Origin of the sequence: Agrobacterium tumefaciens (assembly GCA_025559845.1) — a bacterium.
Classification (GTDB): Bacteria; Pseudomonadota; Alphaproteobacteria; order Rhizobiales; family Rhizobiaceae; genus Agrobacterium.
Map to the genome: position 1 here is coordinate 812,506 of CP048470.1, position 12,355 is coordinate 824,860.

The window sequence follows — 12,355 nt, forward strand, 5'->3', positions numbered from 1 at the left end:
GCGCTGAAGGGATCGCAACTTTTTCGACTGACGACATCGCCGCGATTTCGAGCAAAGCCATGCTCCGGTTGAGTACCGAAGTGGTTGCCTCGCTCACGACAGATCAGGTCAGCGCATTGACGGGCGCACAGCTTGCCGCTCTGAAAACGTCACAAGTCGCCGCATTGACTACAGAGCAGGTCGAAGCCTTAACGTCGGCACAGGTGAAGTCGCTGACCTCGGCACAACTTTCGACCTTGAGTGCAGAGGCGATTGCAACATTTTCGACGGCCGATATCGCCGCGATCTCGGCCAAGGCAATCGCGGGTTTGGGCACCGGTGCGGTTGCCAACCTCACGACAGAGCAGGTCACCGTCCTGACCGCCGCCCAACTCTCCAGCTTCAAGGCATCGCAACTCCAGGCCTTGAATGCCGATCTCGTCGGGTCCCTCTCGACCGCACAGATCGTCGCTCTGAGTGCTTCGGCAATCACGGGCCTGACGACGCTCCAGATTGAAGCCTTGAGCACGAGCCAGGTGGAAGCCCTTTCGCCGGCGCAGGTAAAGTCGCTCAGTGCGACGCAGCTTGCTGCGATGAGCGCCGACAACATCGCCACCTTCTCACTAGCAGATATCGCAGCCATCTCGGGGAGCGCCGTGTCCGGTTTGAACACGGAAGCGATCACCGAACTTTCGCCGGACAAGATCGCCGTGCTCAGCGCCAGCGCCATTGCCGCGTTGACGACCAGCCAGATTGCTTCCTTGAGCTCTGAGCAGGTTGAGGCTTTGAAGCCAACCCAGGTCAAGGTGTTGAGCTCGACCCAACTCTCCGCGTTGAGCGCCGAGGCGATCGCGACCTTCTCGACTGCCGACATGGCGGCGATTTCGAGCAGAGCGATGCCAGGACTGACCACAGACGTGATTGCAGCGCTGAGCACGGGGCAGGTCGCGGCACTCAATTCGAGCGTGATTGCAAGTTTTACATCCGATCAGATCGGAGCTCTCAGTCCGGAGCAGATTACCGCGTTGACGAGCGCGCAGATTGCGGCGCTCAAGGCTACTCAGCTCACGAACCTGACAACAGGTCAGGCGGAAGCCCTATCTCCGGCACAGGTAAAATCACTAAACTCGACGCAACTTGCTGCCTTGAGTGCCGACAACATTTCAACCTTCTCCACCGCAGATATCGCAGCGATTGCGGCCAAGGCCATGCCCGGATTGGGCGCAGAAGCGATTGCCTCCCTGACGAAAGATCAGGTCACTGCATTGACGACCGTGCAGCTCGCCGCGCTAAAGGCAGCACAATTTCAGGCCTTGCAGGCTGATCAGATCGAGGCGCTGTCGACAGCTCAGGTCGCCGCACTCAGCACCGGTGCCGTCTCAAGCCTGACCGCCGAGCAGATAGAGGCGTTCAGCACCCAGCAGATCGAGGCCCTTTCGCCGACGCAGGTAAAGGCACTCGGCTCAACGCAACTTGCGGCGCTCAGCCCGGCGGGTCTCGCGACGTTTTCGACTGCCGATGTTGCAGCGATTACCGCCAGGGCTATAGCGGGATTGAGCGCAGAAGCGATTGCAGCACTCACAACTGCCCAGATTGCCGCCATCAACACCAGTGCGGTTACAGGATTGACCGCAGATCAGCTCGAGGCTCTGAACACCTCGCAGGTTGAAGCTCTTTCGCTGGCACAGGTTAAATCCTTGAATTCAGCTCAGCTTGCAGCGTTTGGACCAGAGGATCTCGCAACGTTTTCGACTGCCGAGATCGCAGGCATTGGCAGCAAGGCGATTGCCGGATTGAGCATCGATGTCATTGCAGCACTTACGCAAGATCAGATCGCAGCTCTGAGCACCAGTGCCGTTTCTGGACTGACAGCAACCCAGATTGAATCTCTGAGCGGTAACCAGGTCAGCCTGCTCTCCAACCTGCAACTCAAGGCATTGAACGCCGCCCAGGTAGCGGCACTGGACGATGATATCGCAATGTTGTCGTCGAGCCAGATCACTATGTTGAGCGCGTCTGGCGTCAAAGGCTTGACGGCTGATCAGATATCGGCGCTGAGCGCCGAGCTGATCTCGGCCTTCACGACCGCACAAATTGCCGCACTCGGTTCTGCTCAGATCTCGGCGTTGACCACCGACGATATTGCTTCGCTTTCTGCAAGCCAGATTGCTGCGTTGAGCACGGACGGGACGACGGGGCTGTCGACCAGTCAGATCGCGGTTCTCAGCACCGATCAGATTGCACGGCTTTCGACCAAACAGATTGCGACGTTGAATTCGGCGCAGGTTTCGGCCTTGAGCCCGGACGATATAATCGCTCTTTCAACGGCTCAGATCGCCGCCTTGAGTTCGTCGGGCATAATAGGGCTCACCACCCAGCAACTGGCATCGTTTACGACCAGTCAGGCAGAAGCACTCACGAGTTTGCAGATCCGCAATCTCGGCTCCGCGCAGATTGCCGAGCTTGGGGCCGAAGGCGTGGCGCAATTCTCGACAAAGGATATTGCCGCTATCAGTGCAGACGCAATCGCAGGATTGTCGACGGACGCCCTCACCTCCCTGACGACGGCTCAGATCGCCGCCTTCAGTTCACAGAGCGTCGGCGCCTTAAGCACTGCACAGATCGCCGCCTTGAGCACGGCGCAGGTCGAGGCCTTCACCAGCGTGCAGGTCAGCGCGCTTACCTCTAGGCAGATCACTGTCTTGGGCGTTGAAGGCATTGCAACCTTTACGACCAAGGACATTGCCGCGATCAGTTCAAGCGCGATCTCGGGATTGTCGACAGAAATTCTGGTCCAGATGAGCGAATCCCAGATCGCCGCCATCAACTCCCTAAGCGTCAGCATGCTGAGTACAGCACAGATTACGGCGCTTGCATTCAATCAGGTCGAGGCGCTGACCAGCGCACAGGTCGGTGCTTTGAACTCCAAACAGATTGCCGCGCTGAGCGCAGACGCGATCAGCATGTTCTCCACCAGGGATTTTGCCGCGATCGCCTCAAGCGCAATCACCGGCCTGTCGCCGCAGACCGTTGCATCGCTGACGACGGCGCAGATCGCTGCACTTTCGACCGCAGGGATAGGAGCACTGAGCACTGCTCAAGTTGGCGCGTTCACCACCGACCAGATCAAGGCTTTGACGACTTCCCAGATCGGTGCACTCACCTCTAAACAGATTGCGACATTGCGAGCCGCCGATGTCGCGTCGCTTTCGACATCACAGCTTGCCGCATTGAGCACAGCGGGCGTAGCGGGCCTGAGCACGGATCAGATTGGCGCCCTTAGCACCGGGCAGGTCGAGGCCCTGACCAGTGTCCAGATCAGCGCCTTAAGCTCGAAACAGATCGGCGCTCTGAGTGCGGAGGGTGTAAACACGTTCACCACAGCAGAGCTTGCCGCAATCGGTTCAAACGCGATTTCCGGCCTCTCAACGACAACGATTGCATCGTTTACGACAGCCCAGATCGCTGCATTGAGCTCCACATCTGTTTCAGGGCTTACCACGGTGCAGATCGAGGCACTGAATACCGAACAGTTGAGTGCCCTGACAACCGCTCAGATTGGAGCCCTCACCTCAAAACAGATCGCAGCACTTGAAACCGCTGACATAGCCTCGCTTTCCGTCGATCAGATTGCCGCGCTTGCACCTTCCGGCATAGCCGGACTGACTTCAGATCAGATTGCAGTGCTCAAAACCGATCAGGTTGAAGCGTTGACCAGCACCCAGGTTGGCGCACTGAGTTCGAAGCAGATTGCGTCGCTGAGCGCAGACGGTCTGGCTATGTTTTCGACTGCCGATCTGGCAGCAATCGGCTCGAATGCCATCTCTGGCCTGTCGGCGGCAACTATTATGACGCTGACATCGGCCCAGATTAACGCGCTGAGTACGGCCGCAATCTCGGGCTTGACCACTGGCCAGCTCGCGGCACTGAACATCGATCAGCTCGATGCCTTGACGACGTCTCAAATCGGCGCTCTTTCCTCCAGACAGACCGCCGCCCTTACCGCGTCCGGCGTCGCCTCCCTCTCGACGGACAAGATCGCAGCCTTCAGCACCGCCGGAATAGTAGGCCTGACGACCGATCAGATCACCGCTCTAAGCACCGCCCAGATCGAGGGCTTCACCAGTGCCCAGATCAGCGCGATGAGCGCAAAACAGATTGCCGTACTTGGTGCAGACGATCTCGATACCTTCACCACTGCGGAGTTGGGTGCCATCAGTTCATCCGCAGTTTCGGGCCTGTCGAGCGCAATGATTGCAGCGTTGACGACGACACAGGTAACCGCTCTCTCAACAGCAGCGATAGCTGGCCTGACCACCGAGCAAATCACCGCAATGAGCACGGATCAGCTCAATGCCATGACGAATAGCCAGATCGGCGCCCTTTCCTCGAAACAGACCGCGGCGTTGAGCCCATCCGGCATCGCTTCGCTTTCGGCCGAAAAAATCGCAGCACTCGACGCCAAGGCTATAGCCGGACTGAGCAGCGCCCAGGCAGGTGCAATGAGTGTCGAGCAGATCGAGGCCCTGTCCAGCCGGCAAATCGCATCGCTGAGTTCGGATGCGATCAAGGCGCTTTCGCCCGAAAAGCTGGAGACCTTTTCGCCTGAAGAGCTTGCCGCTATTGGCGCTAACGCAATTAAAGGGCTCCCGACCGACTTCATTGCGGCTCTTTCTTCGGCTGAGGTCGCGGCCCTTAGCACGTCGGGTGTCTCTGGACTGACGAGCGATCAGGTTGGGGCTCTCAGCAAGGGCCAAATCGATATCCTTACGACGAGCCAGATCGCAGCATTGAGTTCTGGTGGGCTTCAGGGATTGACGACGGAGGACCTGACAACCTTTTCGACAGAGAAGCTGGCGGCAATCAGCTCGACTGCGATCAGAGGACTGTCAACGGCCATTGTATCAGCCCTGACGACCGGTGAGATTGCCGCCCTGTCGACAAACCAAGTGGCTGCTCTCAGCTACGGTCAGGTCGCGGCAATGGGTGCTGCTCAAATCGCGGCACTGTCGATATCGCAGGTCGGCGCCCTCACCTCAACGCAGGCGGCGGCACTCGCGGGCGATGATCTGGCAGCGTTCTCGGCAGAACAACTCATCAGCCTGACTTCAAACGCGATCACCGGATTGAGTACCGGCACGCTTGCAGCACTGACTGCCTCGCAGGCCGCAGCCTTCACACCGGGCCAGATCGCCGCCATGACATCTGCACAGGTTGCTGCATTGAAGACTGAAATGGAGGCAAGCAGCGCCTCTCAGGATGCCGCTCCGTCCAGCTCCGCCACGCAGACTGGGACGGAAGCAGAGGCACAGGAACCATCTGACGTTACTGCGGCGATTTCGTCTTATCAGGATGTCTGACACTGGCCTCATGAGCAGAGCATCAGAGCTCTGCTCACATCGTCTTCGAAAGGTTGAGATACCTTTGCAGCTTCAGCCCAACACTAGCCAGCGTGTTTCTTATCTCCGAAACAATCAGCCGACTGCCTAACTTGTTTTTTCCCACGCTACGGCCATCTGGGTTGACTGGAAGAGGTGACAGAGCCATGTTCAGCTCATGCTAATCATGTGTCTCGATACCGTTTTGAAGCGGGTTTTTGTCATCGCGGGAATCTGACCCCCGGCCCGGTCGTGTCGCGCCCGGTCGAGGGGCGCAAGTGTTGGCTTTACCGTCCGCCAACAATCAAGGCGACAGCGATCCTGAAATTTCCTGAAATCATCACGTGGCGCAGTGACTGCAGCCGCGAATATTCAAGAGTATTGACGTGGCACACAAGAGCAAGCCTTCCATCACCATCGCCCGTTCGGAATACGAACGCCTCACAAAGCTCGCCGACAGTCAGGCATTGCAAAACCCGGAGGTCTCGGATGCGCTCCTGACCGAACTGGAACGCGCCCGCATTGTCGATGATCTGGAACTGCCAGAGGGTGTCGTCAGAATGGGATCGTCTCTCCGTTATACCAGCGATCTTGGTGAAGACCGCCAGGTTACGCTCGTCTATCCCGGTGAGGCCGACATTGCCGAAGGAAAAGTCTCGATCATGACACCGATTGGCGCCGCATTGATTGGCTTGTCGTCCGGGCAGTCGATCGACTGGACCGCGCGAGACAACCGCGTACACAGGCTGACAGTCGAGACGGTGAAAGCGCCCACTCAGGTAAAGTGATCTGAGCGAGCCAGAAGCAAAAAGGGTGATATTCGCCTAGTTCACCCTTCCTCTTTCGGCCAGGAAGTCCAACAGTGCACGGACGCGAGACGGTACCGGGCCGCCCTGGCCGATATAGACAGCATGGAATTCCTCCTCCTGTCCCGGGTCGAGATGGTCAAGAAGTGCCACGAGCCGGCCAGCGGCAATGTCCTTTCTCACCGTGAAGGCTGCAAGTCGGGCGATGCCGACGCCTGCAAGGCAGAGATGGCGCATGCCTTCACCGTCACTGACCTGAACCCGACCGGTGACCGGAATGTTGACCATTTTGACGCCGTCGTGAAGCAGCCATCCTTCAACGGATCTGGGATATCCGAAGCCGAGGCGATTATGCGCCTCGAGGTCTTCAATCGCCCGGGGTTCACCGTACCGCTCCAGGTAAGAGGGCGCTGCCACGATCATGAGCGGCGTCTGGCCAAGCTTGCGTGCCAACAGGCTGGAACTTTTCAACGGCCCGGCCCGGATCGCAACATCTGTCCTGTCCGTCACGAGATCAACAACGGTATCGGTCTGCATGAAATCGACCGTCACGCCAGCGTGACGCGCAAGAAATTCCGGCAAGACCGGCGCGAGAATGTGATTGAAATAGGAGGCACTCGTGTTCACGCGAACACGCCCCACCGCCTGCTCACCGAGACCTGCTGTTCGCTCCGCGTCCTCGAGGTCGGCAAGCAGGCGGGTTGCGCGCTCATAAAAAACGCAGCCCTCTGCCGTGAGCTTCAATTGCCGTGTTGATCGGTTAAGCAGCCTTGCGCCGAGGCGCGTCTCCAGTCGGGCGATGAGTTTGCTGACCGCTGACGGTGTGAGATGCGCCGCCCTAGCCGCCTGCGAGAAACCGCCGAGTTCGACCACCCGCACAAAGACCTCCATCTCACCGAACCGGTTTACCTCAGGTCTTGCCATGATGAATCTATCTCACAAGTGATGTTATTTAAATCAGTCTATTTCAATGACGTTCCGTCGCCTATCTTAATTTCACAGTCACGCAAGCCGAAGATATGGCCGCGGGGTTCTGATCGCTCATCATCAGACAAAGGTTGGTGTCATGGAATATCGCTATCTCGGAAGGTCGGGACTCAAGGTCCCAGTTCTCTCCTTCGGAACAGGAACTTTTGGTGGAACAGGCCCACTGTTCAGCAACTGGGGCACCTCTGATGCAACGGAGGCAAGTCGCCTCGTGGACATTTGCCTGGAGGCTGGCGTCAATCTGTTCGACACTGCTGACGTCTACTCCAATGGTGCGTCGGAAGAGCTGCTTGGTCGGGCAATCAGGGGGCGACGCGATGCGGTTCTGATTTCGACCAAGGCGACACTCGCAACCGGTGATGGACCGAACGATGGGGGCTCCTCGCGTTTTCATCTGGTGAAGGCCGTCGAAAATGCGCTGCGCCGTCTCTCCACCGATCATATCGATATCTTCCAGCTTCATGCCTTCGATGCGGCTACGCCGGTCGAGGAAGTCCTGTCGACGCTCGATATGCTCGTTCGCGCCGGCAAGATCCGTTATGTCGGGGTGTCGAACTTCTCCGGCTGGCAGATCATGAAATCACTTGCTGTTGCCGAACGACACGGCTGGCCACGCTATGTGGTGAACCAGGTCTATTATTCCCTTATCGGGCGTGATTATGAGTGGGATCTCATGCCTCTCGGCAAGGATCAGGGCCTTGGTGCAATGGTCTGGTCGCCGCTCGGCTGGGGACGGCTGACTGGGAAAATCCGGCGCGGCGCCCCGCTTCCGGAAAAAAGTCGGCTGCATGAAACTGCGAGCTTTGGGCCACCGGTTGACGATGAACTGCTTTATCGCGTTGTTGAGGCTCTCGACGCAATAGCCGGGGAGACCGGAAAGACAGTGTCGCAGATCGCACTCAACTGGCTTCTGCAACGCCCGACCGTTTCCTCGGTCATCATCGGCGCGCGCAATGAGGATCAACTGCGCCAGAACCTCGGTGCAATCGGCTGGACCCTCAACCCCGCTCAACTGCGAACACTTGACGAAGCAAGCGCTGTGACGCCTCCCTACCCGCACTCACCCTACTACCGTCAGGAAGGATTTGCGCGCCTTAACCCACCGATCGGTGGGTAACTAAAACGAAGATTGGGGTGGATCGTAACGCCCACTCGGTATTTCCATCCACCCGGCTTCGCTGGGTTCCAAATACAGCTCGGGTTGCACGGTTCGAGAAACTGAAGCTTGGGCAGAACCGAGCACCAATCAGCCGTTTCGGTCAACGGTTATGGTATAGGCTCCAGGGCTTTCGTCATCAGAATCCAGCTGAACGAGGAGCGTGTCGCACTCGAGGCAACTGTTGCAGATCCCGCATCCATCCATGTCGAAATCGCGCGCGGATTTGCGTTCCCGACAGCACTCGCAGAGTACTGTGGCCCGACGCGACAATCGTGCCGGCGCAAGAACCTGAACAACCTGATTTTGGACAGCCGGAACGGCAGGACGCGACATCGCAACCTTCCTTATTGAACTCTAACCAGAGATGGGGATGATCAGGTACAATGTCCATATTCGAGGCGTGCTTCAGGTCTAATTCAGGGCGGATTTGGTCAGGAAAAATCCAGCGGGATCAGAGCTCGTTTGCAAGTTTCAAAAGTTCGCGCCAGCGATTGACATAACCGTCGACGAACGGCTTCTGGATGCCTGCCCCCGCCATTTTTTCACTCAACGCATCGAGGTCGAAATCCTCCAGTTTGGTCGCTTCCGGATAACACTTGAGGGTATATCTGAACGTCTCTTCCCAACTGCGCCGGACGCCCACTGAAGCATCCTCGAAGTGCGGACGGTAGGCGCGTATAAGCTCTCCCAATGTCATCCTTTAAAAACTCCCTCTCCAATCACGTTCCGCTCCGGCGAACCGTCATAGCCCGAGTTCCTTTCCTCATGGCACGTTGATTTCTCGTCAGCCAAAGCGACTGTGCTAATGATGGTGATTTGAGGGGCAAGATTCGAGTGTTCCTCATTCACCGGCCGTTCTGAAAGCGGATATTTCTTGCCTGCAAACCGGCCTCGCATGGTTTTTTAGTAAAAACAGGATTGCCGTTGACGGCATCGATACCTATTCTCCCGCAGCGGCAAACAAGCCGCCGATCATTTACGGGGATATACATGGCCACTGGCACAGTAAAATTTTTCAATCAGGACAAGGGCTTCGGCTTTATTACGCCGGATAACGGCGGCGCTGACGTCTTCGTCCACATTTCGGCAGTCCAGGGTTCGGCCCCGCTTCGTGACGGCGAAAAAGTGAGCTACGAGCTTGGCCAGGACCGGAAAACCGGAAAGTCCAAGGCGGAAAACGTCACTTCTGTCTGATTGATCTGCTTTCGCACGCACCTGCGTGCAATGGTGCGTCGCCGCGTTGTTACGTGGCGGCGCAACCAAAAATTATTGACCTAAATTCAAACAATCAGCTTAGGACAAATCTCTCATCGCGCCTGAAGATAGACATTAAACTTCAGATGATGCGACGAGCGAGATTATTCTCGCCATTAAGACCAAGGCGTCAAGGAGCTGGGTGGCTCTTCTGATCAGCGAAGGCCGGGAGCGTAACCGGCAGTTCTTCCTCCTGCTTGAAACGTCAGAGCGCTTGTAAAAAGAAATCAACCAACCTGGATACAGCGTCATTGACGGACGCTTCGCGATCATAAAGATCGACATGAGTTGCGTTGTCGACCACATAGAGCATCTTAGGCTCCTTAGCGCGCTCGAAGGCATCCAACGTCATCCATGCGGTTACAGCATTTTCTGCTGTGATCATCAGGAGAGGGCGAGGAGAGATCATTTCTATAAAGCGAAATGCATCGAATGTGGCCATCCGATCGACGCTATCCCAAGTAAGAGATCTGGCAGAACGCGGATGGCTGCACCGGTCTGTGCAGTAGTATTCCCACCCTTCGAAGACATGAAGGCCACCCGCTCGCGCCTCTTCCTGACCGGCGGGAAAGACAGGAAATCGCCCCATCTCTTCGCCAGCCGCGACACGAGTACGTGCTTCAGCAGCCGCTTCGAGTAGATTGATGAGGACAGATGGATCCTGATTTCCGTCTGCCCCGGCACGTATCTGCAGCCCAACATCGACAGCTGCAATTGTAGCAACTGCCTTTACTCTAGGGTCGCCGACGGAAGCTGGAATTGCGTAGCCACCAGACGCACATATACCAAGGATCCCTATCCGGGCGGGATCAATGTCCGATTGCACACTGAGAAAAGAAACAGCCGCCTTGAAATCTTCAACCCGCTGAGCCGGATTTTCCAAACCGCGCGGCGAGCCTTCACTTTCTCCTTGATAAGCAGCATCGAATGTCAGCAGCGTAAAGCCCTGTTCTGACAATTTCTGCGCATAGAGGGCGGGGGATTGCTCCTTAACCGCGGTGCCCGGATGGCCTATTACGATTGTTCGGCCATTGGGCTCATCCGATGTGAACAGGTTCCCAGCGATAATTAGGTCGGAACTCTTGAACGTTACCGATTTGCGCATCTCGAAGCCTCCTAGACAATTGATCGTCTCCGGCACTCATCTGTCCGGAGCGGACGCTATCGTCGGGGGCTCTTGTGTCTCCGGTGTGTTGGGGTTGGCGCTTAAGTGTACCAGAGTGTGTAGATAGGAGCGTTTGCTACACAGACTTGCAAACGCGACAAAACCCGACACAGCCGAGATACACTTGGGCTGAAATATCATCGCCAATGCAACAGGATTAAGGGTTAAGGCGATGGTTAGAAGGTGGCTGGTTACGGGAAGCTCCAGGGGCCTCGGAAGAGCCTTGGTGGAAGCAGCGCTTGAAAGTGGCGACCAAGTTGTCGCGACTGCCCGAAACGTGGACGCGCTCAAGCCATTGGTTGAAAAACATGCCGCTCGAGTTGTGCTGTTCCCGCTTGATGTCACCGATCCAATAGCTGCGGACGATGCTGTACAATTTGCAAAGTCAGCCTTTGGAGGCCTCGATGTGGTCGTCAACAATGCGGGTTACGGCAACGTCAGTGCAATCGAAGATACTCATATCGAAGAAATGAGACGCGAGATCGAGACAAATCTGTTTGGTACCATCATTGTCACCAAGGCTGTCATCGCGCTGATGCGTGAACAGCGTCACGGACACATCATAAATGTCTCTTCGGTCGGTGGCCGTCTGGGTTCCACGGGACGTGCGAGTTACTCCGCAGCCAAATGGGGTGTGGAAGGATTTTCAGAAGTTCTGGCGCAGGAGATGGCGCTTGTCGGCGTGAAGGTAACAATTATCGAGCCCGGTGGCTTCAGAACCGATTTCGCGGGAAGCTCAACTGAACTGCGCGAAGGCCGACCAGAATATGATGCGGTGGTCGGTGCTGCCGCACGTTTTCAACGTGACTACAATGGACGCCAGCCAGGCGATCCAGCCAAGGCCGCTCAGGTCATCTTAAAAATTGCCCAGATGGAAAATCCACCGTCTCGCTTGGCCTTGGGTAGTGACGCCTTAGCCGCGATCCGTAACGCGAATACGTCCCGGCGCGCAGAACTTGAAAAATGGGCGTCCCTCAGCAGTTTCACCGACTTTGAGGGATGACTGCTCGCCTCATCTCACAACAAATAAAAACATGACTATTATCGTCATCTTTCTCTTGATTTTTTGTGTGCAAGGATGATAGCAGCATTCCATGGAAAGCGTCGAACAGTCCGAAATTCTCAAGACATTTTTGGACGTGCGCGCTCGTTTGACACGTGTCATCTACCGTCGCGTTCACTGCTCGGCGACCACTGCCGATCTCATGCAGGATACTTTTATACGCTTTTGGGAACGTCCGGGCCTCCTGCGCGATGTCGTTGATCTGGCGGGATACTTCGTGATCACGGGACGCAACCTCGCGCTTGACCACGAACGCCGTAAAAAGATTGGCCCCTTCATCGACGGGATCGACGGCCTCGAATCCATCTCGGACCCGACACCCTCGGCCGAAGCGGCTACCATCAGCCGCCAGGAACTCCTGCGCGTTCAGGCGGCCCTCGAGCACATGCCTCCTCGGGCACGGGAGGTGTTCCTGCTATCCCGGATCGAAGGCCTGACATATGTCGAGATTGGCGAACGTCTCGGAATATCGCCAAAGACGGTTTTCGGTCATATGGTAGTCGCGCTTGAGCGATTGCGTGCACAGATGAATGCAGAGCGCTGACCACTCTCACGCTCAAACGG

General features: G+C 56.8%; 9 protein-coding genes. 6 read left to right on the top strand and 3 right to left on the bottom strand.

The features are described 5' to 3' along the window. Positions 1 to 164 precede the first annotated feature (164 nt). Together FY156_20165 and rnk are read left to right on the top strand one after the other, a co-directional pair. Positions 165 to 5,339, top strand: coding sequence for an ice nucleation-like protein (locus tag FY156_20165; protein ID UXS05167.1), 5,175 nt, complete (start codon positions 165 to 167; stop codon positions 5,337 to 5,339). Between the two features lie 398 nt (positions 5,340 to 5,737). Beyond that, positions 5,738 to 6,145 (top strand): nucleoside diphosphate kinase regulator, encoded by a 408-nt coding sequence (gene rnk / locus FY156_20170; protein ID UXS05168.1) that lies wholly within the window; start codon positions 5,738 to 5,740, stop codon positions 6,143 to 6,145. A 36-nt stretch (positions 6,146 to 6,181) separates the two neighbouring features. Here rnk and FY156_20175 read toward each other — a convergent pair whose 3' ends face one another. Next, complete coding sequence (locus FY156_20175; GenBank protein ID UXS03851.1) at positions 6,182 to 7,087, bottom strand: LysR family transcriptional regulator; 906 nt, start codon at positions 7,085 to 7,087, stop codon at positions 6,182 to 6,184. 142 nt (positions 7,088 to 7,229) lie between these two features. On the opposite strand from FY156_20175, the gene FY156_20180 reads away from it, so the two are divergent. Next, a complete protein-coding gene (locus FY156_20180; protein UXS03852.1) occupies positions 7,230 to 8,267 on the top strand; it encodes an aldo/keto reductase in 1,038 nt (345 codons plus the stop codon). 493 nt (positions 8,268 to 8,760) lie between these two features. On the opposite strand, the gene FY156_20185 is transcribed toward FY156_20180, so the two are convergent. After that, positions 8,761 to 9,006: a hypothetical protein gene (locus FY156_20185; GenBank protein ID UXS03853.1), complete on the bottom strand. Its 246-nt coding sequence runs from the start codon at positions 9,004 to 9,006 to the stop codon at positions 8,761 to 8,763. Between the two features lie 293 nt (positions 9,007 to 9,299). On the opposite strand from FY156_20185, the gene FY156_20190 reads away from it, so the two are divergent. Then, positions 9,300 to 9,503: a cold-shock protein gene (locus FY156_20190; protein ID UXS03854.1), complete on the top strand. Its 204-nt coding sequence runs from the start codon at positions 9,300 to 9,302 to the stop codon at positions 9,501 to 9,503. 265 nt (positions 9,504 to 9,768) lie between these two features. Here FY156_20190 and FY156_20195 read toward each other — a convergent pair whose 3' ends face one another. Beyond that, on the bottom strand, positions 9,769 to 10,668 hold the full coding sequence (locus FY156_20195; GenBank protein UXS03855.1) for an alpha/beta hydrolase: 900 nt from the start codon (positions 10,666 to 10,668) through the stop codon (positions 9,769 to 9,771). A gap of 232 nt (positions 10,669 to 10,900) precedes the next feature. Here FY156_20195 and FY156_20200 point away from each other — a divergent pair, with 232 nt between their 5' ends. Continuing rightward, the gene (locus tag FY156_20200) at positions 10,901 to 11,731 is read left to right on the top strand and encodes an SDR family NAD(P)-dependent oxidoreductase (protein ID UXS03856.1); all 831 of its coding nucleotides are present in this window, start codon (positions 10,901 to 10,903) and stop codon (positions 11,729 to 11,731) included. A 91-nt stretch (positions 11,732 to 11,822) separates the two neighbouring features. Beyond that, on the top strand, positions 11,823 to 12,335 hold the full coding sequence (locus tag FY156_20205) for an RNA polymerase sigma factor (protein ID UXS03857.1): 513 nt from the start codon (positions 11,823 to 11,825) through the stop codon (positions 12,333 to 12,335). Positions 12,336 to 12,355: the final 20 nt, after the last annotated feature.

Excerpts from the sequence above, each read along its gene's own strand:
- FY156_20180 (UXS03852.1), top strand. The coding sequence starts at position 7,230 with ATGGAATATCGCTATCTCGGAAGGTCGGGACTCAAGGTCCCAGTTCTC.
- FY156_20175 (UXS03851.1), bottom strand. The coding sequence starts at position 7,087 with ATGGCAAGACCTGAGGTAAACCGGTTCGGTGAGATGGAGGTCTTTGTG.
- FY156_20195 (UXS03855.1), bottom strand. The coding sequence starts at position 10,668 with ATGCGCAAATCGGTAACGTTCAAGAGTTCCGACCTAATTATCGCTGGG.
- FY156_20200 (UXS03856.1), top strand. The coding sequence starts at position 10,901 with ATGGTTAGAAGGTGGCTGGTTACGGGAAGCTCCAGGGGCCTCGGAAGA.
- FY156_20205 (UXS03857.1), top strand. The coding sequence starts at position 11,823 with ATGGAAAGCGTCGAACAGTCCGAAATTCTCAAGACATTTTTGGACGTG.
- FY156_20185 (UXS03853.1), bottom strand. The coding sequence starts at position 9,006 with ATGACATTGGGAGAGCTTATACGCGCCTACCGTCCGCACTTCGAGGAT.
- FY156_20190 (UXS03854.1), top strand. The coding sequence starts at position 9,300 with ATGGCCACTGGCACAGTAAAATTTTTCAATCAGGACAAGGGCTTCGGC.